Source organism: Promicromonospora sp. NPDC059942, from assembly GCF_042731755.1.
Lineage (GTDB): Bacteria > Actinomycetota > Actinomycetes > Actinomycetales > Cellulomonadaceae > Promicromonospora.
The window spans coordinates 15,096-40,052 of sequence record NZ_JBHWLR010000010.1 but is presented as its reverse complement, the minus strand read 5'-3'; the positions used below and the strand labels follow the sequence as shown (position 1 = coordinate 40,052).

Annotated in this window: 24 protein-coding genes and 3 tRNA genes; 5 read left to right on the top strand and 22 right to left on the bottom strand. The window is 71.8% G+C overall.

The window, feature by feature from the left end; genetic code table 11:
• Window positions 1-118: 118 nt before the first annotated feature.
• The 7 genes from ACFV9Q_RS17205 to ACFV9Q_RS17175 form a co-directional block, all read right to left on the bottom strand.
• Entirely contained in the window at window positions 119-2,401 is a 2,283-nt protein-coding gene (locus ACFV9Q_RS17205) for an N-acetylmuramoyl-L-alanine amidase (RefSeq protein WP_377235408.1), read from the bottom strand.
• A 150-nt stretch (window positions 2,402-2,551) separates the two neighbouring features.
• Window positions 2,552-2,974, bottom strand: coding sequence for a MaoC/PaaZ C-terminal domain-containing protein (locus ACFV9Q_RS17200; protein WP_377235407.1), 423 nt, complete (start codon window positions 2,972-2,974; stop codon window positions 2,552-2,554).
• Window positions 2,971-3,456 (bottom strand): MaoC family dehydratase N-terminal domain-containing protein, encoded by a 486-nt coding sequence (locus tag ACFV9Q_RS17195; RefSeq protein ID WP_377235406.1) that lies wholly within the window; start codon window positions 3,454-3,456, stop codon window positions 2,971-2,973. Before ACFV9Q_RS17195 ends, ACFV9Q_RS17200 begins: the two co-directional genes overlap by 4 nt.
• 24 nt (window positions 3,457-3,480) lie before the next feature.
• A complete protein-coding gene (rpmG, locus tag ACFV9Q_RS17190; RefSeq protein ID WP_013837798.1) occupies window positions 3,481-3,651 on the bottom strand; it encodes a 50S ribosomal protein L33 in 171 nt (56 codons plus the stop codon).
• A gap of 83 nt (window positions 3,652-3,734) precedes the next feature.
• Window positions 3,735-3,811, bottom strand: a tRNA-Met gene (locus ACFV9Q_RS17185).
• Window positions 3,812-3,896: 85 nt separating this feature from the next.
• Window positions 3,897-3,969 (bottom strand) — tRNA-Thr (locus ACFV9Q_RS17180).
• A gap of 213 nt (window positions 3,970-4,182) precedes the next feature.
• Window positions 4,183-4,264 (bottom strand) — tRNA-Tyr (locus ACFV9Q_RS17175).
• Window positions 4,265-4,388: 124 nt separating this feature from the next.
• On the opposite strand from ACFV9Q_RS17175, the gene rarD reads away from it, so the two are divergent.
• Window positions 4,389-5,291: an EamA family transporter RarD gene (rarD, locus tag ACFV9Q_RS17170; protein WP_377235405.1), complete on the top strand. Its 903-nt coding sequence runs from the start codon at window positions 4,389-4,391 to the stop codon at window positions 5,289-5,291.
• An 82-nt stretch (window positions 5,292-5,373) separates the two neighbouring features.
• On the opposite strand, the gene ACFV9Q_RS17165 is transcribed toward rarD, so the two are convergent.
• On the bottom strand, window positions 5,374-5,904 hold the full coding sequence (locus ACFV9Q_RS17165; RefSeq protein ID WP_377235404.1) for a carboxymuconolactone decarboxylase family protein: 531 nt from the start codon (window positions 5,902-5,904) through the stop codon (window positions 5,374-5,376).
• Between the two features lie 96 nt (window positions 5,905-6,000).
• On the opposite strand from ACFV9Q_RS17165, the gene ACFV9Q_RS17160 reads away from it, so the two are divergent.
• Complete coding sequence (locus tag ACFV9Q_RS17160; RefSeq protein ID WP_377235403.1) at window positions 6,001-6,954, top strand: sigma-70 family RNA polymerase sigma factor; 954 nt, start codon at window positions 6,001-6,003, stop codon at window positions 6,952-6,954.
• A gap of 49 nt (window positions 6,955-7,003) precedes the next feature.
• Window positions 7,004-7,873, top strand: a complete 870-nt coding sequence (locus tag ACFV9Q_RS17155) for a carbohydrate kinase family protein (protein ID WP_377235402.1) — start codon at window positions 7,004-7,006, stop codon at window positions 7,871-7,873.
• Here the strand turns inward: ACFV9Q_RS17155 and ACFV9Q_RS17150 are convergent.
• Window positions 7,870-8,754: an HAD family hydrolase gene (locus ACFV9Q_RS17150; RefSeq protein ID WP_377235401.1), complete on the bottom strand. Its 885-nt coding sequence runs from the start codon at window positions 8,752-8,754 to the stop codon at window positions 7,870-7,872. The genes ACFV9Q_RS17155 and ACFV9Q_RS17150 overlap by 4 nt on opposite strands.
• Window positions 8,751-9,374, bottom strand: a complete 624-nt coding sequence (locus tag ACFV9Q_RS17145) for a TetR/AcrR family transcriptional regulator (protein WP_377235400.1) — start codon at window positions 9,372-9,374, stop codon at window positions 8,751-8,753. The genes ACFV9Q_RS17150 and ACFV9Q_RS17145 overlap by 4 nt, the downstream gene beginning before the upstream one ends.
• Before the next feature lie 98 nt (window positions 9,375-9,472).
• Here ACFV9Q_RS17145 and ACFV9Q_RS17140 point away from each other — a divergent pair, with 98 nt between their 5' ends.
• Both ACFV9Q_RS17140 and ACFV9Q_RS17135 read left to right on the top strand, forming a co-directional pair.
• Window positions 9,473-11,005 (top strand): MFS transporter, encoded by a 1,533-nt coding sequence (locus tag ACFV9Q_RS17140; protein WP_377235399.1) that lies wholly within the window; start codon window positions 9,473-9,475, stop codon window positions 11,003-11,005.
• A gap of 178 nt (window positions 11,006-11,183) precedes the next feature.
• The gene (locus ACFV9Q_RS17135; protein WP_377235398.1) at window positions 11,184-12,050 is read left to right on the top strand and encodes a MerR family transcriptional regulator; all 867 of its coding nucleotides are present in this window, start codon (window positions 11,184-11,186) and stop codon (window positions 12,048-12,050) included.
• A gap of 85 nt (window positions 12,051-12,135) precedes the next feature.
• Here the strand turns inward: ACFV9Q_RS17135 and ACFV9Q_RS17130 are convergent, their stop codons facing one another.
• From ACFV9Q_RS17130 to ACFV9Q_RS17075, 12 genes are all read right to left on the bottom strand, one after another.
• The gene (locus ACFV9Q_RS17130) at window positions 12,136-12,630 is read right to left on the bottom strand and encodes a YajQ family cyclic di-GMP-binding protein (RefSeq protein WP_377229389.1); all 495 of its coding nucleotides are present in this window, start codon (window positions 12,628-12,630) and stop codon (window positions 12,136-12,138) included.
• 138 nt (window positions 12,631-12,768) lie between these two features.
• Window positions 12,769-13,692, bottom strand: a complete 924-nt coding sequence (htpX, locus tag ACFV9Q_RS17125; RefSeq protein ID WP_377229388.1) for a zinc metalloprotease HtpX — start codon at window positions 13,690-13,692, stop codon at window positions 12,769-12,771.
• 133 nt (window positions 13,693-13,825) lie between these two features.
• Entirely contained in the window at window positions 13,826-15,223 is a 1,398-nt protein-coding gene (locus tag ACFV9Q_RS17120; RefSeq protein ID WP_377229387.1) for an FAD-dependent oxidoreductase, read from the bottom strand.
• A gap of 132 nt (window positions 15,224-15,355) precedes the next feature.
• Window positions 15,356-15,589 carry a hypothetical protein gene (locus ACFV9Q_RS17115; RefSeq protein WP_377235397.1) on the bottom strand — a complete coding sequence of 78 codons (234 nt, stop codon included), beginning with the start codon at window positions 15,587-15,589 and terminating at the stop codon, window positions 15,356-15,358.
• A complete protein-coding gene (locus tag ACFV9Q_RS17110) occupies window positions 15,586-16,329 on the bottom strand; it encodes a hypothetical protein (RefSeq protein ID WP_377235396.1) in 744 nt (247 codons plus the stop codon). Before ACFV9Q_RS17110 ends, ACFV9Q_RS17115 begins: the two co-directional genes overlap by 4 nt.
• Window positions 16,330-16,385: 56 nt before the next feature.
• Window positions 16,386-16,610: a hypothetical protein gene (locus ACFV9Q_RS17105; protein ID WP_377235395.1), complete on the bottom strand. Its 225-nt coding sequence runs from the start codon at window positions 16,608-16,610 to the stop codon at window positions 16,386-16,388.
• A 137-nt stretch (window positions 16,611-16,747) separates the two neighbouring features.
• On the bottom strand, window positions 16,748-17,365 hold the full coding sequence (locus tag ACFV9Q_RS17100; protein ID WP_377229384.1) for a hypothetical protein: 618 nt from the start codon (window positions 17,363-17,365) through the stop codon (window positions 16,748-16,750).
• 89 nt (window positions 17,366-17,454) lie between these two features.
• On the bottom strand, window positions 17,455-18,231 hold the full coding sequence (locus ACFV9Q_RS17095; RefSeq protein WP_377235394.1) for a hypothetical protein: 777 nt from the start codon (window positions 18,229-18,231) through the stop codon (window positions 17,455-17,457).
• A complete protein-coding gene (locus ACFV9Q_RS17090) occupies window positions 18,228-18,704 on the bottom strand; it encodes an LpqN/LpqT family lipoprotein (protein ID WP_377235393.1) in 477 nt (158 codons plus the stop codon). The genes ACFV9Q_RS17095 and ACFV9Q_RS17090 overlap by 4 nt, the downstream gene beginning before the upstream one ends.
• Before the next feature lie 30 nt (window positions 18,705-18,734).
• Window positions 18,735-19,928 carry a hypothetical protein gene (locus ACFV9Q_RS17085; protein ID WP_377235392.1) on the bottom strand — a complete coding sequence of 398 codons (1,194 nt, stop codon included), beginning with the start codon at window positions 19,926-19,928 and terminating at the stop codon, window positions 18,735-18,737.
• 152 nt (window positions 19,929-20,080) lie between these two features.
• The gene (locus ACFV9Q_RS17080; protein ID WP_377229380.1) at window positions 20,081-20,365 is read right to left on the bottom strand and encodes a hypothetical protein; all 285 of its coding nucleotides are present in this window, start codon (window positions 20,363-20,365) and stop codon (window positions 20,081-20,083) included.
• A 115-nt stretch (window positions 20,366-20,480) separates the two neighbouring features.
• Window positions 20,481-24,956, bottom strand: a complete 4,476-nt coding sequence (locus ACFV9Q_RS17075; RefSeq protein WP_377235391.1) for an FtsK/SpoIIIE domain-containing protein — start codon at window positions 24,954-24,956, stop codon at window positions 20,481-20,483.
• Between the last annotated feature and the right edge of the window lies 1 nt (window position 24,957).

Sequence of the window (24,957 nt, the reverse complement as noted above, 5' to 3'; positions counted from 1 at the left end):
AAATTGGTGACCCCGACCTGTTGAGGGTGGGACATTCGCGCTTCTCTGTGTGTCAGAAGCGCGAATGTCCCGCACTCAACGGTTTCAGTGGCAGGGCGGTTTCAGTGGCGGGGCGGTTTCAGCGGCGGGGGATCGAGCGGGGTTCCGAGGTGTACGACGCCGGCGTGTACCCGTCCGCCGAGACCGTCACCTCCACCGAGATCTCCGCGCCCCGGTCCCGGCCGGTCACCAGGTAGCGGCTGCCGGTCGCCCAGCGGACCGGCTCGCCGTCGCGCAGCCACCGGTAGGCCACGTCGACGTCGTCCGGCAGGTACGTGCCGGGCTCCGCGGTCAGGACCCGGCCGACCTTGGCCTTCCCCTCGACCGACGGCCCGGACACGTCCGCGACGACGGGGTCGTGGAGCTCGACGTCGGCCGCGTTCACGAACACGTGCCGGTGCGCCAGCCACACCTGGTAGTAGACGTCGTCGCCGCGCACGACCGTGCGGTCTCCCGGTCCTGAGCCGTCGAACGTGGCGGCCCGGTAGTAGTCGGCGGCCACGTCGTCGTCGGACACGGCGTACGTCTGGCCCACGCCGACCGTGTACTCGATGGGTGTCACGGCCTGCACCGGCACGCCCGGGTACGCCGCGTAGGCGGCGACCTCCGGGTACGCCCGGCCGAAGACCGGAGCGGGGGCGTCGCCCGCGACGGTGACGGTCTGCGCCGTCGCCGGCACCACGACCGGACGGTCGGCCGGGTTGTGCAGCCAGACCAGGGAGCCGGCCCACCACACGCCGAGCCAGTCGCCGTCGACCTGGTCCACCACGAGCTTGTGCCCGGACTGCACGCGCGCGCTCACGTCGCTCGCGTACGTGGTGCCGTCCGCGCCGTCCGGCTTCCAGCCCGGGTCCTTGGCCAGCGGCGCGTCCTCCGAGGGCGACTGGTACAGGTACCGGAAGTTGGTGCCCGCGCCCTCGACGCACTCGCCCGAGCCCGGCGACGCCTGCTCGCAGCCCGTCACCACGTTCGGGTTCTGCGCGTAGCCCGTGCGCACCTCGACGACGTCGCCCGGCTCGACGTCCGTCGTCGTCTCCAGGTCGCCGCCGATCGGTGCGCCGAGCAGCTCGAAGTAGTGGTCCCAGTCCCAGTAGGGGCCCGGGTCCCAGTGCACGTTCTTGGTGTAGCCCGGCAGGATGCCCGGCACCTGGTCGTGGCCGATGACGTGCGCCCGGTCGAGCGGGACGTCGTGCTCCGCCGCGAGGTAGCGCACGAGCGCCGCCGACGACTGGTACATCGCCTCGGTGAACCAGGTCCCCGTGCCCGCCCAGCCCTCGTGCTCCAGGCCGATCGAGTGCATGTTCATGAACCAGTTGCCCGCGTGCCAGCCGACGTCGGCCGAGTCGAGGTGGTTGGCCACGTGCCCGTCCTCGGAGCGCAGCGTGTAGTTCCAGGCCAGGTAGGTCGGGTCCTGCACCAGGTTCACCGAAGGCTGGTAGGCGGTCTCGGTGTCGTGGATCAGGATGTAGTCGATCGACGGGCCGCCCGCGCCGGTGCGGTCGGCCTGGTCGTGGTTGCCGTAGTCGCCGGTGCCGTCCGGCAGGTCCGGCGAGCCCTTCTCGTACGGGGCGGGGAGCCACTCGCAGCCGAGGTCGTCGGGGCAGTCCGCCTCGGGGTCGCTCGTGCTCGCGCTCCGGGGCACGACGACGTCCGGGTTGGCCGTGAGGATGACCGCGCCGTCCTGCGGGGTGGTGGTCCCCGCGCCGTCCCGCAGCGTGGCGTACACGCCCGCCGCGAAGCCGTCGATGTCGCTCATCCGCGACACGGCGTCCGCCCAGACGGTCACGCCGCCCGGTGACGTCGGGGCGTCGGGGTCGGCCGCCCCCTTGTCGGCCACACCGCTGTCGACCGCGCCGTCGCGCACGGCCTGGGCCTGGTACGACGCCAGGAGGGCCGCGCCGCCGCAGACGTTGGCCCGGGCGTCCGAGCGCAGGGTGGCCTCGTCGAGGCCGGTCAGCGCGGCCGCCCGGGTGAGCTCGGGCGTGCCCTCTCGGGCCGGGCCCGTCTTGTCGTTGATCGCGGACAGCGGCAGCCCGTCGCCGTGCGCATGCCCCAGGCCCTCCCCGGCAGTCAGGTTGAACACGCCGTAGCCGCCGTCGGCGCTGGCCTGGCCGGCGTGCTGGTCCCAGCGGGACTCCAGGTAGGACACCGCCTTGAGCAGGTCCTCGGGCACCCCGGTGGCGTCGGCAGCCGCGGTGAACGCCTCGTCGAGCGAGCCGGCGGCCAGCACGGGAGCGCAGGCGACCACCTCGTCGCCGGACGTCGTCACCGTGGGGGCGGCCGCAGCCGCGGAGAGCGGGATGAGCGGAAAGAGCACCCCGGCCGCCGTGGCCAGGGCTGTGATACGTCGTCGTGACGTCACGCGGGGTTCCTCTCGTCGAGTCCGTAGAGCTCCGGACGAGAGAATCACACCCGATCAGGGTGCGCATGAGAAGGGTCCGCGGGTTAAAAAATCGTTACCCCGGCAAACTGACCTGTTCGCCGCCCGTGCCGACGACGGTGGTGGAAGCCGTCAGAGGCGGACGAGCGCCTGGGCGCGGACCAGCACCTTGGCGCCGTCGACCGTGACGGCGAGGTCCACGCGGACCGTGCCGGCGTCGGCGTCGACCACGCCCACCGTGCCCACGACCTCGATCAGTGCCGTGCCCGGGTTGGGCACCTCGACGGGCTTGGTGAAGCGCGTCTGGTAGTCGACGACGGCGCCCGGGTCACCCGCCCAGTCCACGACCAGACCCACGACGGTGCCCATGGTGAGCATGCCGTGCGCGATGACTCCGGGCAGGCCCGCGTCCACGGCGAACTTGTCGTTCCAGTGGATCGGGTTGAGGTCGCCGCTGGCACCCGCGTACCGGACCAGGGCCGCACGGTCGAAGGTGACGGTGCGGCTGCCGATCACGTCGCCGACGGCGAGCGTCGCGATGTCGGGGCGGCTCATGCGTCCTCACCTCGGATGGCCAGCGTGGACGTGACCGTGGCGACGTGCTCGCCGGGGGTGTCGGCCTCGGGGGACGGCACCTCGACCTGCTGGGGCATCGCGTAGATCTCGCAGCGCGTGGTCACCATGCTGATGGGGCCGCGGGAGACGATCCGGTCCACGTGCAGCACCGTCGTGAGCTCGTCGCCGGCGACGATGGGACGGTGGTGCGTGAAGCGCTCGTCCGCGTGGACCACGCGGGAGAAGTCGATGTCGGCCTCGGGGTCGCTGACGTACTGCGACTCGGTGCGCTGCGCCACGACCACGGCGAACGTGGGCGGGGCGACCAGGTCCGGATAGCCCAAACCCCGCGCCGCCACGAGATCGTGGTGCGCGGGGTGCGTGGCACCGACGGCAACGGCGAACTCGCGGATCTTCTCGCGGCCTACGGAGTAGGGGGCGTCGGCCGGGTAGACCCGGCCCTCGAAATCAGCGTTCGCCACGTCGGTGTGAGCCTGCTACGAGACTCAGCGAGTCTCGCGGTGCGACGTGTGCTTGCCGCAGCGCGGGCAGAACTTCGCCAGCTCCAGGCGGTCCGGGTCGTTACGCCGGTTCTTCTTCGTGATGTAGTTCCGCTCCTTGCAGTCCACGCACGCCAGCGTGATCTTCGGGCGGACATCCGCGCTCTTGCTTGCCATGGCTCTCACCTCCGCGCCTCGAGAGGGAGGCGCCATGTGTCTTCTCGTCGTCCGGCACAGGAAGCCGGACGGATGTACTTGCTTGGTAGCGAGGGCGGGGCTCGAACCCGCGACCTCACGATTATGAGTCGTGCGCTCTGACCAGCTGAGCTACCCCGCCGCGCGTGACTGAACGCGAGGCCGTCCGCCGTTGCTCCCCACCGGCGAACCGGTGGGGTGGGCGTACGACCCCGCGTCGATCACAGAGCCCCGAAAGGGAATCGAACCCTTGACCTTCTCCTTACCATGGAGACGCTCTGCCGACTGAGCTATCGGGGCGGCGAGGAAGACTCTACATGCCCTCCGGCCTGGCGTGAAATCGAATCCGGTGTGAGGTGCGCCGCGCGGGTCGCGAGCCCCGCCCGCACCTGGCGGTTGGGCCAGAAACCGGGGTCAGGACCCGTACTCGACGCCGGCCGCACCGGCACGGACCAGACAACGAAACAGGGCGTGACCAACGAGATCGCTGGTCACGCCCTGCTGTGCTTCACGTGGCTGGTGAGGGATTCGAACCCCCGAAGGCTGAGCCGTCTGATTTACAGTCAGATCCCTTTGGCCGCTCGGGCAACCAGCCGTGAACGGTGCCAACCATAGCGCCCCACCAGCCCTCGCGAGAAATCGAAAAGGGGCCCGGCCAGGTGACGAGCCCCACAGCGCATCCGGGACTCGCACGGGGGCGCGAGATCTATCGTGACGCAGTGACACAACAACAGGATCGCTGGGGTCTCCCCCTCGGCATCGGCGCCTACCTGCTCTGGGGCGGGATGCCGCTGTTCTTCCCGCTGCTCCAGCCGGCGGGCCCCCTGGAGATCGTGGCCCACCGCATCGTGTGGAGCCTGCTCTTCTGCCTCATCGCCCTCGCGGCCCTGCGCCAGCTCGGCGACTTCCGCACCGCCCTGCGGTCGCCGCGCATCCTGGGCACGTTCGCCGTGGCGGCGGCCCTGATCGTCGTCAACTGGGTGGTGTACGTGTACGCCGTGCTCAGCGACCGGGTGCTCGACGCCGCCCTCGGCTACTTCATCAACCCCATCATCACGGTGCTGCTCGGTGTGCTGGTGCTGCGCGAGCGGCTCCGGCCCATGCAGTGGATCGCGATCGGCTTCGGCGCGGCGTCCGTCGTCGTGCTGTCCACCGGGCTCGGCGGGCTGCCGTGGATCTCGCTCTGCCTCGCGCTCTCCTTCGGCCTGTACGGGCTGGTCAAGAACCGCGTGGGTCGCACCGTCGCCGCCCTGCCCGGCCTGGCCGTCGAGACGACCGTCGCCACGCCGTTCGCGCTCGCCTACCTCCTGTGGCTCGGCAGCTCGGGCACGTTCACGAACGAGGGCACCGGGCACGCGCTGCTGCTCATGTCCGCCGGCATCGTGACCGCGCTGCCCCTGCTCCTGTTCGGCGCCGCCGCCCGGCGGCTGCCCCTGTCCGTCGTCGGCATGCTGCAGTACCTCGCGCCGGTGCTGCAGTTCCTGGTGGGGCTGCTCGTCTTCGGGGAGCACATGCCGCCCGCCCGCTGGGCCGGGTTCGCCCTGGTGTGGCTCGCCCTGATCCTGCTCACGGTCGACGGCGTCCGCCAGGCCCGCCGTGCGCCGCGCCTGGGCCCGTCCTGACCGCACCGCACACGTTGAGTGCTGGGTATTTGTTGCTCGGCGCCTGCCGGAGCAACAAATAGCCAGCACTCAACGGGGGCGGTTACCAGGTGCCCGGGATCTGGCGGACCGTTACGTTCAGGCGGTTGAACAGGTTGGTGACGCCGATGTGCAGGACCAGCGCCGCGAGCGCCTGCTCGTCCCAGTGCTCGGCGGCGCGGTCCCAGACGGCGTCCGGCACGCCGTCGGGGCTGTCGGCCAGGCGGGTCATCGCCTCGGCGAGCTCGAGCGCCGCGCACTCGGCCTCGCTGAGGTAGGGCGACTCGCGCCAGGCCGCTACGGACGCGAGGCGGTCCTCCGACTCGCCGGCCTTGCGGGCCTGCCGCATGCCGTAGTCGATGCACCAGCCGCAGCCGTTGATCTGGCTGACGCGCAGGTGCACCACCTCGAGCGTGGCCGCGGAGACGCCCTGTCCATGGGCCATCTGCCCCAGCTCGGCCAGCGCCTTGGCGCCGCCCGGCACGAGCAGCGCCGGGTTCTTCATGCGGGACGTCACGGTTCGCAGGTGGGGTGTGCCGGACGCCGCGAGGTCGAGGTGCCGGGTCGCGTCCTGGGTGGTGGTCTCCGTGGTCATCGGGGTCCTCTCGTCGCGGCCGGAGGTCCGGCCTGTCACATCGGCGCCCTGCGCGCCGTCACACCCTTGACGCCCCCTGGAACGAGGATGTGACAGATGACCCCCGACGAACTTGCCCTCGCCTTCGAGCAGCACCGGCCCCGCCTGCGGGCGGTGGCCTACCGGATGCTCGGCAACCCCGACGACGCCGACGACGCGCTGCAGGAGGCCTGGCTGCGCCTGAACCGGACCGGCGACGAGGGGATCGACAACCTGGCCGCCTGGCTGACCACGGTCACCGGCCGGATCTGCCTCGACATCCTCCGCTCGCGGTCGACCCGCCGCGAGGACCCGCTGCCGAGCGGCCGGCCCGACGACAGCGCGCCGGAGATCCTGGACGACGCCTCTCCCGACCCGGTGCGGGAGGCCGAGCTGGCCGACGTCGTCGGCGTGGCGATGCAGGTGGTGCTGGAGAGCCTCGACCCGGCCGAGCGCCTGGCGTTCGTGCTGCACGACCTGTTCGCCGTGCCGTACGAGCAGATCGCGCCCGTGCTGGGCCGGTCGGTCGCGGCGGCTCGCCAGCTCGCGAGCCGCGGCCGGCGCCGGGTGCAGTCCGGGCCCGGGGCGCAGCGCGCCGCCGGCGACGACGCGGGGGACGACGTCGGCCGGCGTGCCGCCACCCCGGGAAGGACGGACCGGCAGGTCGTCGAGGCCTTCCTCCTGGCCTCCCGCACGGGCGACCTCGCGGGCCTGCTGGCCGTGCTCGCGCCCGACGTGGTGCTGCGTGCCGACCAGGCCGCCCTCGCGGCGGCGTCCGAGGCCGCGGACCGGGGCGCTCCCCTGCTGGCCCGCGAGGTGCGCGGGGCCGCGGCCGTGGCCGGCGCGTTCCGCGGCCGGGCGGGCGGCGCGGTGCCCGCGCTCATCGACGGCTCCATCGGGTTCGCGTACGCGCCTAACGGCACGCCGCTCGGCCTGTTCGCGGTCGTCGTGCACGACGGTCGGATCGCGGCCGTCGACATGATGGGCGACCCGACCACGGTCGCCGAGGCGCACGTCCTGCTGCTCGGCTGAGCCGACCGACGAACAGAGCCTGCGGGGCTGACCTGGCAGGGTGTGCGCCATGAACTCTCCTAGCACCGTGGTGGCCGGGCCCGCGACCTGGAACACGATGGTCCGGCTCGACCACCTGCCCGACCCGCGGCCGCACACCCTGTTCGCCCGCGGGTCGGTCCGCACGCTGGGCGGGACGAGCGCCGGCAAGGCCCTGCACCTGGCCGACCTCGGCGTGGCGAGCACGCTCGTCACCGACGTCGGGACGGATCCGGAGGGCGACCTGGTCCTGGCGGCGCTGGAGCACGCGCGCGGCACCGAGGTGCTCGCGCGGCGCGTGCCCGGGCCGTCCGAGCAGCACCTGAACCTCATGACCGACGCCGGCGAACGCCTCTCGATCTACCTCGCCGTCCCGGCCCCGTCAGCCGCGCCCGACCCCGCGGCGGTCGCGCGCGTGACGGCGGCGGAGCACGTGGTCCTGGACCTGAGCGCCGTCGGGCAGGGGCTGCTGCCGGCCGCCGCGGCGAGCGGCGCCACCCTCTGGACCGACCTGCACGACTACGACGGCGTGGCCGAGTTCCACCGGCCGTTCGCAGACGCGTGCTCGTACGTCTTCCTGAACGACGACGGCACGGACGACCACCGCGCCCTCATGACGGCGCTGCTGGAGCGGGGCGCGCGCACCGTGGTGTGCACGCTCGGCGCCCGCGGGGCCGTGGCGCGCACGGCGGAGGGCTGGTTCGAGACGCCGGCGGAGCCCACCGAGGTGCTGGACACCAACGGCGCCGGCGACGCGTTCTTCGCCGGCTTCTTCGCGGCGCACCTCGCCGGGGCGGGGACGGCGGAGTGCCTCCGGGCGGGGGCGCACCAGGCGACGCGCGCCCTGGGCACACGCCACCTGAGCCCGCTGCTGGACGAGGAGCCGGTCGCGAAGGCCTAGACCCGCTGCTCGCCCGCGGCGCGGGCGAGCACGGTCGCCAGCTCCTCGGCGACGCCGTCGGCGTCGTGGTGACCGACGACGGCGTCCGCGCAGGCCAGCACGTCGGCGTGGGCGTTGGCGACCGCGATGCCGCGGCCCGCCCAGGTGAGCATCGGCAGGTCGTTGGGCATGTCGCCGAAGGCCCAGACGTCAGCGGCGTCGACGCCGAGGCGCGTGCACCAGCGGGCCAGCGCGGCGGCCTTGTCCACCCCGGGCGGCATGAGCTCGGCCAGGCCGACGGCGCCCGAGTACGCCAGGTGCGCGTACTCCCCCACGGCGGCGCGCACCGCCGTGAAGAACCGCTCCTGCGCCATCCGGATCTCCTCCGGCGGGTCGGTGAAGACGCCCGGCGGGGGCACGTGCGCGGGGTCGAGCGCGAGGATCTTGGACACCGGGCCGCGAGCGCCGTCGAGGCCGAGGGTGTCCTCGACCGGCACCGACCACAGGCCGGGGTCGAGCGCAGGCTCGCGCTTCGGGTAGGCCGGGTCGAACGTGACGCCGTCGGGCCGCTCGAAGGCGAGCGCCGCGTGCGGCAGCGCGGCACGGATGCCGGTCACGACGGCGCGGACGGCGTCGTCGTCGAAGCCGCAGGTCTCCAGGGTCTCGCCGGAGGCGAGGTCCAGCACGCACGCCCCGCCGATGCAGATGACGCGGCCGTGGCCGCCCACGGTGTCGGCGAGGTGGTCGAGCCAGCGCGGCGGGCGGGCGGTGACGAAGACCACCTCGACGCCGGCGGCGTCGAGGTCCGCGAGCACCTGGCGGGTGCGGTCGGAGACCTTGCCGTCGCTCCGCAGGAGGGTGCCGTCGAGGTCGGTGGCGACGACCCGGGGCAGGCCGGTCATCGCCCGTCCCGGACGCCGGCGGCGGGCAGGATGACCTGGTCGATGTTCTCGATCAGGAAGTCGCGGTCGACCGGGCGGCCCAGCATGAGCACGCTGTAGGAGACCAGGGCCGGGCCGATGATGCAGAGCTTCTCGACGTCGACGTCGGCCGGGATCTCGCCGCGCTCGATGGCACGGCGGAAGAAGATGCGGTTGGCCCGGGCGCGCGGCTCGACGAGGGCCTCCTGCGCGGCGGCGGCGAGCTCGGGGCTGCGGGCGATCATGGACACGATCCCGGCCATGACCTTGAGCTTGCGTTCGCCGTCCCGGATGCTCGGCGTCCGGATCATCGCGACGAGGTCGCCCCGCAGGGTGCCCGTGTCGGGGAGGTCGTCGAGGTCGATCTCGCCCTGCTTCATGCACGCGACGGCGTCCAGCACGAGCTCGGCCTTGGACGACCACCGCCGGTAGACGGTCGCCTTCCCGGCCTTGGCACGGGCGGCCACCATGTCGATGGTCATGCCGTCGTACCCGGACTCGGACAGCACGTCGAGCGCGGCGTCCAGGATCTCGGGGTCGCGGGTGTGGTCCCTCTTGCGTCCGAGACGGGGCTTCGCCTCGGTCTGGTCGACCTGCGTCATCGCCGTCGTCCTCCTCTCTGCACTGTCCGACCTTACCCGCGGGTTAATACTGAACTAACTGTATCCGGAACTCGTTAGTTCCGTATATGCTGCGAAGCATGTCCCAGACTTCAACCCCCGCGACGGACAGTCGTCGCTGGATCACGCTCGTCGTGGTCGGGCTCGCCCAGCTGATGGTCGTGCTCGACGCGACCGTCGTGAACATCGCTCTCCCCTCGGCCCAGGCCGACCTCGGGTTCTCCGACGGTCAGCGCCAGTGGGTCATCACCGCGTACTCCCTCACGTTCGCGAGCCTCCTGCTGCTCGGCGGCCGCCTCTCCGACCTCATCGGCCGCAAGCGCACCTTCGTGATCGGGCTCATCGGGTTCGCCCTCGCCTCGGGCCTGGGCGGCGCCGCCGGCTCCTTCGAGCTGCTCGTGGCCGCCCGCGCGCTGCAGGGCGCGTTCGGCGCGCTGCTCGCCCCCACGGCACTCGCCGTGCTCACCACCACCTTCACCGTCCCGCGGGAACGCGCCCGCGCGTTCGGCGTCTTCGGCGCCATCGCCGGGGCCGGCGGCGCCGTCGGGCTGCTGCTGGGCGGCGTACTGACGGAGTCGCTCGACTGGCGCTGGAACCTCTACATCAACGTCTTCATCGCCGCGATCGCCCTGGTGGGCGCGTCGATGTTCATCCCGCGTATCGCCCGCAGCGGCCCGCGGCCGCGGCTGGACGTGCCCGGCACGCTGCTCGTCTCGGGCGCGCTGTTCGGCCTGGTCTACGGCTTCTCGAACGCCGAGACCGGCGGCTGGGACGCACCCCTGACGTGGGGCCTGCTGGCCGCCTCGGGCGTGCTGCTGATCGCGTTCGTCGGCTGGCAGACGCGCGCCGCGCACCCGCTCCTGCCGCTGAAGATCGTGCTCGACCGCAACCGCGGCGCGTCGTACCTCTCCGTGCTGATCGCCGGCGCGGGGATGTTCGGCATCTTCCTGTTCGTCACCTACTACCTGCAGCTCACGCTCGGGTACACGCCGATCCGCACGGGCCTGGCGTTCCTGCCGATGATCGGCATGCTGGTGCTCGCCGCACAGCTCGGCACCAACCTGCTCGTGCCCCGGTTCGGGCCCAAGCTCCTGGTGCCGATCGGCATGACGCTGGGCGCGATCGGCATGATCGACCTCACGTTCCTGGACGCGTCGAGCACCTACGCCACGAATGTCCTGCCGGGCCTGATGGTCATCGGCTTCGCGATGGGCACGATCATGCCCGCGTCGATGCAGACCGCCACGCTCGGCGTGGACCGGGAGTTCGCCGGCGTCGCGTCGGCCATGGTGAACACGAGCCAGCAGGTCGGCGGCTCCATCGGCACCGCGCTGCTCAACACGCTGGCCGCCACCGCGGCGGCCGACTACCTCGCCGCCCACGCGCCCGTGACCGCTGCGGTGGGCGCCCAGGCGGCGATCGAGAGCTACTCCACCGCGTACTGGTGGGGAGCCGGGTTCTTCGCCGTGGGCGCGGTGCTGTCGGCCCTGCTGTTCCGACGGCGCGGCCAGGGGCTCTCGCTGGCCCACACCCCGCCCGCGGAGGGCGGGGCGGCCGCCGCCTCGGGCACCGGGCACGCCGACCGCGTCGCGGAGCCGGTGCACGCCGGCTGACCGCCCACCTCGCTGACTCGGCAGGGCCACCTGCCGAGTCAGCGAGGTGGTCCGACCGGCCGACTGACTCGGCATGGTGGGCATGCCGAGTCAGCGGGGTGGGTGGGGGTTGCACCTCTCGTAGCGGGATGTGGTGCGGTGGGTTCACGTCCCGTTCCGCCGAGGAAGGCCTCACCCCATGCATCCGTCCTTCGTCCCGCCCCGCCAGGTCAAGATCGGCGACGCCGCGGCCTTCGCCGGCACGACGCCGCGGGCGATCCGTCACTACCACGAGATCGGCCTGCTCCCCGAGCCCGAGCGGGGCGGTGACGACCGCCGCCGCTACGGCTACGACGACATGGTCCGGCTGCTGTGGATCCGCAGGATGGCGGACGCCGGGATCGCCCTGGACGACATCCGTGCTGCGTTCGCCGGCGCAGCGCCCGCCGGGTCGGCTCCCGCCGGTTCCGACGACGACGACATCGCGGCTGTCCTGGAACGGCTGGACGAGACCCTCGTCGCCCAGGAGGCAGAGCTGCGCCGACAGCGGGCCGCGGTGCAGCGGATGCGCACCCGGGGCAGCAGGGCGGGCCTGCTCTCCGACGTCGTGACGGACCGCCTCGCGAACCTGCCGGAGGGTTCCCTGCGCCAGGCGGACCTGGACACCCTGCTGGTCACGGAGCGGATCTTCGGCCCGCTCGGCGCGGCGATCCAGGCCACCCGTTTCATCGCTCTGGCCGGCAGTCCGGACCTGCGAGCGGAGTCCGACCGGGTCGACGCCGCCGAGGAGGCGCTCGACGACACGGTCGCCGTCGACGACCCCCGGGTGGCCCAGGTGGCCGCTGAACGACATGTCTTCGAACAGAAGCTGGAGGCCGCCATGGAGGAGGCCGGCCTGGACGAGGGTGACGATGCGCTCCTCGACTCCTGGGACGCCGGCGAGATCCCGGACGGCGGGCACAGGACCATGAGCGCGCTCGGGGCCGTCGGGAAGATGCCCTACGACTTCTCCCCGGCCCGCCTGCGCTGCATGGAGCTGGCCGTGGAGCTCGGGGCCAGCGCCTGAGGTCGGAACCCGTGACAAGCGGGACGGGCGGCCACCGGAGTCCCGGTGACCGCCCGCCCGCCCGCGCCGACCGACGGACGAGCCGTCAGCGGTAGTTCGTGAACTGCAGCGCGAAGTCCAGGTCCGAGCCCTTCAGCAGGCTCTGCACCTCCTGGAGCTGGTCGCGCGACTTGCTGGTCACGCGGACCTCGTCACCGGTGATCTGCGTCTTGACGCCCTTCGGGCCCTCTTCACGGATGATCTTGGTGACCTTCTTCGCGGACTCCCCGGCCAGGCCCTCCTTGAGGGTCGCCCCGAGGCGGTACTCCTTGCCGGACGGCTTGGGCTCGCGCTCACCGAGGTCGAGCGACTTGAGCGAGATGCCGCGCTTGACCAGCTTGGTCTCGAAGACGTCGAGGGCCGCGAGCACCCGCTCCGACGAGTTGGCGACGATGAGGATGCTCTCGCCGGTCCAGGTGATCGATGCGCCGACGTTCTTGAAGTCGTACCGCTGCGAGATCTCCTTCGCGGCCTGGTTCAGCGCGTTGTCGACCTCCTGGCGGTCGACCTTGCTGACGATGTCGAACGACGAGTCGGCCATGTGGTGCTCCTTCTGCGTAACACCCGGGCGCCCCTGCACGCCCGGTCGGAATCTGCTCACCGTATCCGCCCCCGCCGACCCCGACGAACGCTTTGCGCGGGTGAGGTCGGCGGCCGGACGGACGACGGGCGGGTGGGCTCAGAGCATCCCGGGCGGGGTGCCCCAGTCCGGGCCGGACGTCGGGCCGCCCGGGTTGTAGCCGGCGGACGGGCCGCCCGCCATCGCCTCCAGCCGGCGGATGCGGTCCGGCATCGGCGGGTGCGTGGCGAACAGGCGCCCGATGCCGGCACCGCGGAACGGGTTGGCGATCATCAGGTGCGAGACGTTGGTCAGGTCGCGGTCCTGCGGCAGCGGCGCGCGCTGCGTGCCCTGCTCCAGCTTCCGCAGCGCGGAGGCCAGGGCTAGCGGGTCACCGGTGAGCCGGGCGCCGTCCTCGTCGGCGTCGTACTCGCGCGTCCGGGAGATCGCCATCTGGATCAGCATCGCCGCGATCGGGGCGAGCAGAGCCATGGCGAGCGCCGCGAGCGGGTTGCCGCCCTCGCGGCGGTCGCCGCCGCCGAAGAACAGCAGGAACTGCGCCAGGGCGGTGATGACGCCGGCCAGCGCGCCCGCCACCGACGAGGTCAGGATGTCGCGGTTGTAGACGTGCATCAGCTCGTGGCCCAGCACACCCCGCAGCTCGCGCTCGTTCAGGAGCTCCAGGATGCCCTCCGTGCAGCACACCGCGGCGTTCTGCGGGTTGCGCCCGGTGGCGAACGCGTTGGGTGCCTTGGTGGGCGAGATGTAGAGCCGGGGCATCGGCTGGCGCGCCGCCGTGGAGAGCTCGCGCACGATGCGGTGCATCTCCGGCGCCTGCAGCTCGGTCACGGGGTACGCGTGCATCGCGCGGATGGCCAGCTTGTCGGAGTTCCAGTACCCGTAGGCGGTGGTCGCCAGTCCGATCAGCACGAAGATCCACAGTGTGGTCGAGCTCCTGCCGAACAGCGCCCACAACCCGAGGATCACGGCCCACATGCCACCGAACAGCGCGGCGGTCTTCAGCCCGTTGTAGTGCCTGTGCATCGCACTCCTTTCCTCCCACCCGAACGCGCCAGCCCGGTCCGGGGTTCCCCGGGCCTGCCGCCCTCAGGAAACGATCGTGCCCGGAAGACCTGAGTCTTCCGGGCACGTTCGCTGGATGGCAACGGGGAGCGGCCTACGACTTACGGCTGATGCTCACCATCTCGTCGCGCGGGACGACCTTGATCCGCTCGCGGCCCGCGGCCTCGCCGAGCGCCCGCTCGTGCGCGTCCAGGAGCTCCCAGCCGGACCACTCGATGAAGTGGACACCCTTGCCCGTGAGGAACTCGGTGACGGCCTCCGGCGTGCCCTGCGGCGCGGTGCGGCCGCCGGTCAGGTCGCCGGGCGCCTCGCCGTCGGCCACGCCCGTGACGTCCTCGACGAGGTGGCGGATGGTCTCCGAGGCGTCCGACTTGGTGTGGCCGATGAGGCCCACCGGGCCACGCTTGATCCAGCCGGTCGCGTACACACCGGGCACCTGGTTGCCGTCGATGTCGACGACGCGGCCCTCGCGGTTGGTGATGACGCCCTTGACGTCGTCGTACGGGATCTCCGGAAGGGACGAGCCGAAGTAGCCCACGGCCCGGTAGACGGCCTGGACCGGCCACTCGACGAACTCGCCGGTGCCCTTGACGGTGCCGTCGCCCTGGAGCGCGGTGCGCTCGGTGCGGAGCCCGACGACCTTGCCGTCCTCGCCGAGCACCTCGGCCGGGGCGTGCAGGAAGTGGAGGTGCAGCCGGCGCGACGCCGTGTTCTGCGCGGGGTCCTTGAGCGTCCAGTCCACGAGGGTCTTGACGACCTGCTTGGTCTGGTTCGACGAGTTGATCGCCGCCTCGGAGCCCTCGTCGAAGTCGAAGTCCTCCGGGTACACGACGATGTCGACGTCCGGGACGTGGCCCAGCTCGCGCAGCTCCAGCGGCGAGAACTTGACCTGCGCCGGGCCGCGCCGCGCGAACACGTGCACGTCGGTGACCGGGGAGGTCTTCAGGATCTCGTGCACGTTGGCCGGGATCTCGGTGGGCAGCAGGTCGTCCGCGTGCTTGGCGAGGATGCGGGCCACGTCGAGCGCGACGTTGCCGGCGCCGATCACGGCCACCTGCTCCGCCTCCAGCGGCCAGGTGCGCGGCACGTCGGGGTGGCCGTCGTACCAGGACACGAAGTCCGCGGCGCCGTAGGAGCCGTCGAGGTCGATGCCCGGCACGTCCAGCTCGGCGTCCTTGATGGACCCGGTGGAGAAGATCACGGCGTCGTAGAACTGGCGGAGGTCCTCGAGCTTCAGGTCCACGCCGTAGTCGACGTTGGCCAGCAGGCGGATGTCCCCGCGGCTCAGCACCTTGTGGAGCGCGACGATGATCTGCTTGATGCGCGGGTGGTCCGGCGCGACGCCGTACCGCACCAGGCCGAACGGCGCCGGGAGGCGCTCGAACAGGTCGATGCTGACGTCGAGGTCGGACTTGGACAGGATGTCGCTCGCGTAGATGCCGGCGGGGCCGGCGCCGACGACGGCGACGCGCAAGGGTCGGGTGGTGCTCACGAAGGGGCGCCTTCCGGTCGAGGACAAGGGAAGCGAAGGCCGCTACCGATTCTACCGACCGGGTAAGGCGCACCTCACCCCCGGTTCAGGGGGTGGACGTGGGGTTACTGTGAGAATCCTCGCGTTCCGGGCTCAGCGGCCCTGCTCGCGCTCCCGCTTCACCCTGTCCGCCCGACGCCGGAGGCTGGCGCGACTGGCCGCCTCGTCCAGCGCCCCGTACCCCGCGAAGCCGAGCGCGAGCAGGCCCAGGAGCCCCACGATCACGGTGACGGGGATGAGGTCCAGCGCCCGGGCGATCAAGGCGACGACGATGAGCCCGACGCCGATCCACAGGCTCCATCTGATGACCGTGCGTTCGGCGCTCATGCTGCACGCTCCAGCGCCGCCACGAGCCGGGGCACCTGGGTGGCCGCGTCGGCAGGAACACCGCTGATCCGGACCATGGGCAGCACCCGCTGGGACAAGCCCGCGACCGGATGCCCCAAGTCCACCAGGGCGGACTCCAGCGCGCCCACCAGCCGGTCGGGCTGCCGCCAGGTGCCGAACCACCACACGAGCCGATCCCGCCGCTCGGGGTCCTCCGCGCGGAAGATGCCGGAGGCGTCGGCGTCGCGCCGCCGCGCGGTCGCACCCAGCGCCGCGACGAACGCCACGCCGTTCCAGGCCCACACGGTGGTGCGGCCCGTCGTGAGGGGAGTGTGGCCGCCCAGCATCCCGGCGAGCTTCCACCCCGGCCGCACCGCGGTGATCGAACCGGCGTCGAACCGGTCGAACGGCACCACGCGGGGCCTGAGGAACAGGGCGAACGAGCCGATCAGGAGCCCACGGTCGAGCACCACGACCTTCTCCGCGCCCAGGTAGCCGAGGATCAGCCAGGCGAGCAGGACCATCGCGACGCCCTGGACGAGGGAGTCGACGACGTCACCGTTCCCGAGCGCGGGCAGCACCGTGAAGACCAGTCCGGCCGCGATGGTGACCCACCACGCCTTCGGCGACGGCGGGTTGGCCTCGACGTGGCGGATCTCGCCGAGCTCCGGAAGCTCCGCCGCGATCCGGCGGACCTTCCGCGTGACCCCGTCACCGGTAACAGATCTACTACCCACCATCGCAGCTGCCTTCCCGACAGACGTGGAAGACACCCTGCCCCCCGACGGACGAGAGACTAGCGCCCCAGCTCACGTTCGCGCCGGACCCGGGCCGCCCGACGCCGGAGCTCCGCCCTCGAGGTCGCTTCGTAGAGCCAGTCGTAACCCGCGATGCCGACCGCGATCAGGCCCAGGATGCCCGCGATCACCGTCACCGGGATCAGGTCGAGCACCCTGGCCAGCACCGTGACCACGATGAGACCGAGACCGATCCAGAGGCTCCACCGACCGAGGCCGCTCATCGGGCGACCACGTCGGCCGGGTGCTCTCGGGTGCTTCTCATGGGGCACGCCCTTCGTTCGAGATCAGGGTGAGACGAGAACGCGTCGGGGGCGGTGCGGCACCCGAAGGTCACCGCACCACCCCCGGACGGGTTCGATCAGTTGGTCGTGCCTTCCCAGTTGCCCGTGACGTCCAGGCTCGCGTCGACCTGCGCGACGAGGTCCGTGGTCAGCACGTCCGGAGCACCGGAGAGCTGGATCAGGGACGGGATCCCGTTGGCGTCGGTGATGGCCCAGACCACGGCCGTGTACTCCTGACCCGCGGAGTCGTAGGTGTAGGAGGTGTTGGCCCGGTCGTCCCCAGTACGGAGCGTGGTGACCGGTGCGTAGTTCTCGTTGGTCGAGCCCTTGCCCTTGATCTGGCCGATGAACCAGTCGATGGCCTCCGGCGCGGTCATGGCCGCACCACCGGGGATGAACCCGATGCGGCCGGCCACCCCGCCCTCGCTGTTGGTGAGCTGGTGGACGTAGGACCAGCCGTCGGCGTCGCCGATCGACTCCCAGTCGGCCGGGACCTGCGCAGTGAGGTGCTCCGCGGTGATCGTCTGCACCTCCGCGCCCGCCTCCGGCGCGGCAGGCGACTCTGCGGGCGACTCCGCTGCCCCGGACTCCCCGCCGATCGGCTCGAGCTCGCCGGCCGAGAACGAGCAGGCCGCCAGCGCCGGTGCGAGGAGCAGGGCCGTCACTGCGGCCAGGATGGAACGACGGGAACGCATGAATCACTCACTTCCATTGGGGTGGCGCCGCATCGGTGGGCGCCACCGGGGTGCGATACGACGTGAAGCCGGCCCGCCCGGGCCGGCTCCTACTTCTCGAACATCCGCGCTCCGGACCAGTCCCGGGGCGGCCGCCAGCCGTTGTTCCGCAGGACGGTGAACACCGGCACCTTCGCGTCGGCCGGCTTGATCATGACGGCGCCCTCCCACGAGGTGCGGTCGCCGGTCTGACCGACCACGCGGACCTGGCCGTCGGCGCCCTCGACGAAGGATGCCGAGGTGCCACCGGCCGTCTTGCCCTTCTGCCACGTCCAGTTGCCGTAGGCCGTCGCCCCCATCGGGCCGGCGGCGGCGCGAACCGACGCCTTCCCGGAGTGCTCGACGAACTTGTAGTGCGCCGTGGCCGGGTCGAGGTCGACCTCCATCCGCCACGCGAACGCCTGCGACCCGCGCACGAAGAGGGTCTGCCAGCGCATCTCCTCGTGCTTCCACTGCACGGTGACCCGCACCCCCTTGGGGGTCCGCTCCGCGTCGATCTGGTAGGGCAGGCCGTCGCTGTTCATCCCGACGAGCTGCGCCACGACGTCCTCCACCGGCGCCGGGGCGCCGGGGGCGCGGACCGCGCCGTCCGGCACCTCCGCCCGCTCGACCTCGGCGAGCGCGCGCTGCCCGCGCCGCACGGTCCAGATACCACGCCACACGACCGCGGCCGCCGCGACGACGAGGAGGACGATGCCGAGCGCCACCTGGCCGTTGAGGAAGAGGAGGATGGCGCCGACGAACAGGATGGAGCCGACGACGAAGACGATGCGCCGGCTGGCTACCGCGAACTGCTTGTCGGACGAGGGGTCCTGCGCGCCGCTCATCCGTTCGCCAGCTCTACGCTGTCCTGGATCGCCCTGACGGTCGACCACACCTCCTTGGCCTGGGATCCCGCGCAGGTGCCGGTGATCTCGACCACGTCGCGTACCCCGTCGTGCTCGACGACGGCCAGGCGGAGCGCCTGCGCCATCGTGCCCGTCGAGTCGCTCGTCCAGGCGCCCTCGACGCGGAGGGCCGGCAGACCGGAGACGGTGGTCTTGACCCGGCCCACCTCCTTGTAGCCCGGCAGCGACTCGAACTTGGCGAGTGCCCGCTGCACGACCGCCTCGAAGGTCTGCTCCGGGCTCAGCCGCTGGATGACGACCAGCACGTTCGGCCGGAACTCACCCTCTGGGCGCTCCTGGAGGATCGCTATCTGGGCCTCCGGCAAGGAGCGCGGGGCCCAGCCCTCGGGGCAGTCCATGACGACCTCGGGGAAACCGGGAAAGGTCTCGCTCGGGTAGGTGACTGTGCTCATGCTGTTATCCAATCAGGTTTCCGGAACGGGTCACCAGAGTCCGGTGAAGTCACCGATGCCATCGAGTGCTGCGCCACCGGCGTCAGCGATTGCGTCGACCGTGTCAGCAGGCGAGACGTCGAACGACACCGAGAACCCGGCCCCGACACCCAGGGCGGCCCCGAGCTCGAAGTCGACCCCGACGTTGTCCCAGCCCACGTCGATGTCTGCGTTGGCCTTGACGCCGATACCGGCGTAGACCTCACCCTCGGCACCGGCCGTCACGCCGGCCACCGTACCGGAAGCGCCTGCCGAGGCCTGGCCACCGGCGAACGCCTCGCCACCGGCGCTGACACCGAGGCCCTCCGGGCCCAGCGTCATACCGGCCTCGGCCTCGGCGCGCCCGCCGACGAAGGCCTCGGCGTTGCCCTCGGCGCTGATGTGCTCGCCGTATCCGACCTGTCCGCTCGCGCTCGCGGTCGCGCCCGCCGACACACCTGCTGCGCCCTCGGCGGTCAGCCCGTTCTCGTTGAGGCCGACCGAACCGCTCGCCTCCGCACCGAGACCCGCCTGCACCGAGGCCTCGCCGGAACCGTGCGCGCCGTCCTCGGAGCCGAACTCGCCCTCGACGCCCGCCTCGGCGCCGACGAATCCCTCGACCTCGCCCTCGGCGAGCGTGATGTTCGCGTTCGGGTCGCCCTTGCCGTTGGCCGCGTCGATCGGGTTGCCCTCGGCGTCCGTGCCGCTCGGCGTGAAGTTGCCGTTCTCGTCGTAGGTGCCGTGGCGCTCGGAGGTGTACTCGCTGTTGTTCCGCTCGAACTCGCCCTCCGGGCCGTTGCCCGAGAAGGAGGGGCCGCCGCCGCCCTCTTCGCCGCCACCCTCACCGCCGCCGGCACCGGCCCCGGCTCCGGCGCCTGCTCCAGCACCCGCGCCGATACCGATACCCGCTCCGGCGCCACCACCCGCGTAGTCGTCCGACGTCGCCGCCTGGGCGTCCGCGTTCGCGCGCACCTTGGTCGCGACCTCGGTCAGCGCGGTGGCCGTCTCCTTGAGCTTCGCGAGGTGGTTGCTGTTCCACTCGTCGCGGAAGCCCTCTGCGTCCGGGCCGTGCCAGCCGTTCTCCGACTCCGGGATCACGGCCGTCACCGTCGTGACGACGGTCTCGAGAGTCTCGCTGCCCTCGTCGATCTTGTCGGCAAGCAGGCGCAGCGACTCGATATCGGCGCCGTACATTTCGCCGCTCACATGGTTCTCCTCACGTCCCGCCGATGACGGCGCTGGGCCTGGCCCGGATCTGGCTCGCTACTGACTCAAGAGGTGCGGGACCGACGACGGTCCCGCACCTCTTGTACCGGGCCTCGCGAGTGCGGGGGCCCGACCGGACAGCTCGAGCTCGATCAGTACGAGCTGGAGGTGTCCTGCTGCATCGAGGCGTTGTTGTCGGCGGTGGTGCCGTAGGCCTCGATCGCGGCGGCGATCTCGTTCAGCTTGGTGGCGTGGGTACCGTCCCACTCCTCCTGGAACTGGACGGCGTCCGGGCCGTTCCACTGGGTCTGGGCCATCTGGCTCGTGATGGTCTGGACGACCTGGCGGACACCCTCGGCCTGCGTCCGGAGCGTGTTGGCGAGGCTCTTGACTGCCTCGACATCAAGACCGAAAACGTTGCCACCCTCTGCGACCATGCCATGCTCCTTTGTCTGTGGCTGTCCCGAGGACAGCCTCCGATTCTGCGACGTCACGAACTATTTCACGGCCCGTGACAAGGCGGAATGGGGAGGACTCCCCATCCCCTGCACGTCAGCCCGGGAGGGCGACGTGGATCTTGGTTGCCCTTCCGGCGGTGACGAGGAAGCCACGGCCGGGCGGGAAGTCCTTGCGCCGGATCCGGCCCAGCGGCGTGTTCATGAGCACGTCGCCGTCCGAGTCCCCGGGGGTCAGGAGCAGGCCGTTGCGGCCGGACTTGAACGGCCCCGCCAACGTGAACGCCTTGCTCCAGGTGGACGACTCCGACTCACCGACGACCAGCTGGTCCTTGCGGGACGCGAGCTTGACGAACGCCTCCATCGGCTTCTCCGCCGGCGTGCCGGTGAGCTCGGTGTAGTTCTCGACCATCACGGTGAGCGTACCGGGGGTCGTCCGATCGCTCTCGAGGAGCGTGGTGAGCTCCTTGAGCGCCTCCACGACGTCCTCCGGGGAGGACGCCTGCATGTCCCAGAGGTCCAGCGCCGACAGGCTGGACCGCCGCGACGACAGGTACACCAGCCGCCCGGCCCCGTTCCTGCGCAGCGCGGTCGCGAGCGTCACGAACGCCGTCGTCCGACCTGATCCGGGCGGGCCCGCCACCATGAGCGGGCCGCGCAGCGGCAGGCCCACCGGCGCGATGTCGAGGTCGCGCAGACCGATGGTGGCCAGCTCCCCGGTGCGCTGCGGCAGCTGGTCCAGCGTGAACGTGTCGGGCAGCCGCTCGATGCCGGGCGCCTGCGGCACGCCGCCCACCGTGCGCATCGTCTGCTCCAGCCGGGCCAGCTCGCGCGACTGCACCGCCGCGTTGGAGTCCCCGCCGAGCACGGCGATCTGGGCCTCCTGGCCGTACATGATCGCCCGCCCCGGCGCGGACGCCGGGGTCAGCACGTCCTTCGGGACGTTCAGCATGATGTAGTCGTCCTCCTTCGCCATCCGGTGCACGATGCGCTTCTGCACCGTGGAGGCGAGGGAGGGCGGCACGGAGACCGCACGGTCACCGGTCATGACGAGGTGGATCCCGACGGGTCGACCGTCGGTGGCGAGCTGCGTGAAGGTGCCGAAGATCGAGAACCCGCGGGCCGTGATGTTCTCGTAGGCCTCGCGGAAGGCCCCGATGCCGTCGACGAGCACGATGATGCGGGGCTCGTCGGGCTTGTTCGCCAGGCGGCGGTACTCGTCGATGGTCGTCGCCCGCACGGCGGCGAATCGGTCGGAGCGCTGGTCCAGCGTGTCGCGCAGCCGGCGCATGAGCCGGGTCACGCGCTCCTCGTCGTCCCCGGCGATCACCGCGCCCACGTGCGGCAGGTTCTCCAGCATCGACAGACCGCCGGAGCCGCAGTCGATGCCGTAGACCTGCACCGGGCCACCCCGGTGCGTCAGGCCCGCCGACACCGCGATGGTCCGCAGCGTCGTGCTCTTGCCCGTACCACCGGTGCCGTAGATCGCGAGGTTGCCGTCGGTGTCCGGCTCGTAGTGCACGGTCGGCTGAGCCTGCTGCGGCGGGTTGTCGAGCACGCCGAGCACGAGCTGCGAGTCCGTGCGCCGGTTGGGGAGCAGCGCCAGGTCGTAGGTGGCGGCCAGCTCCTCCAGCCACGGCTTGCGGGGCGTCGGCACGCCGGCCTCGGACGCCGCGCGGCGGATGGTCGAGACCATCCGGGCGATGTCGTTGGGCCCGGGGTCGACGTTCTCGATGACCTCGGGAGCCGGCAGCTCCCAGCGCCGGCCCGTGCCGAAGTCCATCTCCTCGACGTCGAGCGACGATCGCTCAGGCTCGTCCTTGGTCCAGCCGCCGGCGTAGCCGGTCTGGAACGTGGTGAGCCGGCCGGGGCCGGTCTTCGCGGCGCCACGGCCGGGGATCGACGGCGAGAAGTGCGCGGCCATGTCGTCGCCGAGCACGTCCTTGGAGTCGTGCTCGTCGGCCATGCGCAGGGCGATGCGGAGGTTCGTGTTCGCCCGCAGGCTGTCCTTGATGACACCGGCGGGGCGCTGCGTCGCGAGGATCAGGTGCAGGCCGAGCGACCGGCCACGCTGGGCGACGTCGATCACGCCGTCCACGAACTCCGGGACCTCGCCGACCAGGGCCGCGAACTCGTCGACCACGATGATCAGGCTCGGCGGCGCCTCGGGGTCACCGGTGCGCTCCAGGGACGCGAGGTCCTTGGCCTTCTTCCGGTTCAGCAGGTGCTCGCGGTAGTGCAGCTCGGCGCGGAGCGAGGACAGCGCGCGCCGCACGAGGTGCGGCGACAGGTCCGTCACCAGGCCGACGGTGTGCGGCAGGTGCACGCAGTCGGCGAACGCCGCGCCACCCTTGTAGTCCACGAAGAGGAAGGTCACGCGGTCGGGGCTGTGCGCGGCCGCCATGCCGAGCACCCAGGACTGCAGGAACTCCGACTTACCCGCACCGGTGGTACCGCCCACGAGGGCGTGCGGGCCCTGCGTGCGCAGGTCCAGGTGGAACGGCTCCACGCCGTCGTGCCCGATGAGCGCCCGCAGGTTCGTGGGGGTCTTGCGCCGCACCGGCGGCGAGCCGTCGCGCGGGGTGAGGGAGAGGTTCTCCCGCCACCGCTCGACCACGGTGTTCGAGTCCTTGCCCATCTCCGTGCCGGCCAGCGCCAGGTAGGACACCGCACGCGGCAGGTCGGACTCGTCGTCGGTGGGTGCGCCGACGTCGACCACCGGGGACAGGATCCGGGCCACCTCGCGCGCCGTGGCGAGGTCGGCGACCTCGCAGCGCACGGGGTAGGCGAGCTGGCCGTAGTGCACCTCGCCGGTCATGGCGCCGCTGTTCTCGGAGTCCGAGTTCAGCAGCACGAACGTCCGGCAGGCGGCCGGGAGCTGCTCGACCGTGGGCGCGATCCACACCACGTAGACGCCCGCCGCCGCGCCGTGCTCGGCGAGCCGCACGAGCCGCGCGCGCTCGACCGGGGCGTCGTCCTCCACGAGGACGACGACCGACGGCAGCAGGGGCTTGGGGGGAGCCTCGTTGCGGTTCTTCTCCGCGTCCATCTCGCCGACGAGCGGCGCGTGGCCGTCGAGGCTGACGCCGCGTCCCTCGACCAGCTCCTCGAGCCGGGTCAGCAGGGAGATGCCGGAGCCGGAGTCGTCGGCCAGGTGGTCGGAGGCCCCGAGCGGGCTGTGCGGCGAGCCGGTGTGCGGCAGCCACTCGAGCCACTCCCAGTCAGCGCGGGAGCGGGCGGACGTCAGGGCCGTCACGACCACGTCGGCCGGCGAGTGGAGCGCGGCGATCTGCAGCAGGACGGACCGCCCCACCGGCTCGACGATGCCGCTCGGCCCCGCGATCCCGATGTTGCCGCCGTACCGGAGGCCGGCGCCCATGGGGACGTCGTGGATGGTGATGCACTGCTGCTGCAGGTCCAGCACCCGCTGCCAGTGCTCGGGCACCGCGTCGTTCTCGCGCGGCTCGTCGAACTCGGTGCGGGAGGGCGCCGACCCGAGCCCGAACCGCACCGACAGGAAGCTGCGGTGCTCCGGACGGTGGGTCCACATGAGCCCGCCGAGGCGGCGGACGGCGTCGAGCGACTCGGCGAGCGACGGCGACTCGGCGAGCCGGACCGCCCGCTCGACCGCGTGGGTGGCGTCGATCCGCTCCGAGGTGGCGACCACGGCACGCTCGAAGTTCTCCGACGCCTCCTTGAACTGCTTCTTGCCGTACATCTTCCGGTCGAAGTACATCCCGACCATCATGACGGGGCTCATGAACATGAACATGAGCGACATCGGGTTGCGCGTGACGGAGTACATCGCCGCGCCCATCGCCATCGGCGCGAGCATCATCAGCCAGGGCAGGCGCTGCGGCTGCACCGGCTTCGGCGGCTTGGGCGCCTTGATCTTGATCTCGCCGAACCGGGTGACCACGCGGGGCGACCGGTTGAACTCCACCACCGGGCTGGTCGGGACCAGGCTGGTCGAGCGGTGCAGGGCCACGACGGACAGCGTGGTCTCGCCGAGAGTCACGGTGTCCGACGACGTCAGCACGGCCCGCGTCGTCCGCTTGCCGCCCATGACCAGGCCGTTGGCGGACGCGAGGTCGTGCACCTCGATGGACTCGCCGACGACCACCCGGGCGTGCCGCTTGGAGACCTGCCCGTCCGAGAGCCGGACGTCCATGCCGCGGTCACGCCCGATGTAGGTGGTACCGACCGGCAGCGGGAACTCCCGCCCGGCGTCGGGCCCGTCCAGGACGCGCAGCTGCGCGACCGCGGTGCCGCGGTCCTGCCCGGCGTTCACGAACTGCTCGGAGACGCGCACGATCGAGACCACGGACCCGGAGCGCAGGCCCGCCTGGACCAGGTCGTTGGTGGGGGTCAGCACCCGGCCGCTGGTGAAGCTCGTCGAGCCGTCGCCCACCACCTGCAGCGTGAGGTTCTCGGGTGCGGGGGCGCCGTTGCGGGTGGGGTCGCCCGAGAAGAGGGCCTCGGCCACGTCGCGTACCGTCGCGGTGGCGTCGGCGGTGACCGCGACGTTCACGCCGGACTCGTCGGGTCGGTTGAGGGTCAGCTTGATGCGCACG

What these genes read in the sequence shown, in the direction of transcription:
- ACFV9Q_RS17135 (WP_377235398.1), top strand. Translation starts at nt 11,184, where the DNA reads ATGCATCCGTCCTTCGTCCCGCCCCGCCAGGTCAAGATCGGCGACGCC.
- ACFV9Q_RS17160 (WP_377235403.1), top strand. Translation starts at nt 6,001, where the DNA reads ATGACCCCCGACGAACTTGCCCTCGCCTTCGAGCAGCACCGGCCCCGC.
- ACFV9Q_RS17095 (WP_377235394.1), bottom strand. Translation starts at nt 18,231, where the DNA reads ATGAGCGGCGCGCAGGACCCCTCGTCCGACAAGCAGTTCGCGGTAGCC.
- ACFV9Q_RS17100 (WP_377229384.1), bottom strand. Translation starts at nt 17,365, where the DNA reads ATGCGTTCCCGTCGTTCCATCCTGGCCGCAGTGACGGCCCTGCTCCTC.
- ACFV9Q_RS17090 (WP_377235393.1), bottom strand. Translation starts at nt 18,704, where the DNA reads ATGAGCACAGTCACCTACCCGAGCGAGACCTTTCCCGGTTTCCCCGAG.
- ACFV9Q_RS17115 (WP_377235397.1), bottom strand. Translation starts at nt 15,589, where the DNA reads ATGAGCGCCGAACGCACGGTCATCAGATGGAGCCTGTGGATCGGCGTC.
- ACFV9Q_RS17110 (WP_377235396.1), bottom strand. Translation starts at nt 16,329, where the DNA reads ATGGTGGGTAGTAGATCTGTTACCGGTGACGGGGTCACGCGGAAGGTC.
- ACFV9Q_RS17140 (WP_377235399.1), top strand. Translation starts at nt 9,473, where the DNA reads ATGTCCCAGACTTCAACCCCCGCGACGGACAGTCGTCGCTGGATCACG.
- ACFV9Q_RS17165 (WP_377235404.1), bottom strand. Translation starts at nt 5,904, where the DNA reads ATGACCACGGAGACCACCACCCAGGACGCGACCCGGCACCTCGACCTC.
- ACFV9Q_RS17080 (WP_377229380.1), bottom strand. Translation starts at nt 20,365, where the DNA reads ATGGTCGCAGAGGGTGGCAACGTTTTCGGTCTTGATGTCGAGGCAGTC.
- ACFV9Q_RS17105 (WP_377235395.1), bottom strand. Translation starts at nt 16,610, where the DNA reads ATGAGCGGCCTCGGTCGGTGGAGCCTCTGGATCGGTCTCGGTCTCATC.
- ACFV9Q_RS17130 (WP_377229389.1), bottom strand. Translation starts at nt 12,630, where the DNA reads ATGGCCGACTCGTCGTTCGACATCGTCAGCAAGGTCGACCGCCAGGAG.
- ACFV9Q_RS17145 (WP_377235400.1), bottom strand. Translation starts at nt 9,374, where the DNA reads ATGACGCAGGTCGACCAGACCGAGGCGAAGCCCCGTCTCGGACGCAAG.
- ACFV9Q_RS17150 (WP_377235401.1), bottom strand. Translation starts at nt 8,754, where the DNA reads ATGACCGGCCTGCCCCGGGTCGTCGCCACCGACCTCGACGGCACCCTC.
- ACFV9Q_RS17200 (WP_377235407.1), bottom strand. Translation starts at nt 2,974, where the DNA reads ATGAGCCGCCCCGACATCGCGACGCTCGCCGTCGGCGACGTGATCGGC.
- ACFV9Q_RS17155 (WP_377235402.1), top strand. Translation starts at nt 7,004, where the DNA reads ATGAACTCTCCTAGCACCGTGGTGGCCGGGCCCGCGACCTGGAACACG.
- rpmG (WP_013837798.1), bottom strand. Translation starts at nt 3,651, where the DNA reads ATGGCAAGCAAGAGCGCGGATGTCCGCCCGAAGATCACGCTGGCGTGC.
- htpX (WP_377229388.1), bottom strand. Translation starts at nt 13,692, where the DNA reads ATGCACAGGCACTACAACGGGCTGAAGACCGCCGCGCTGTTCGGTGGC.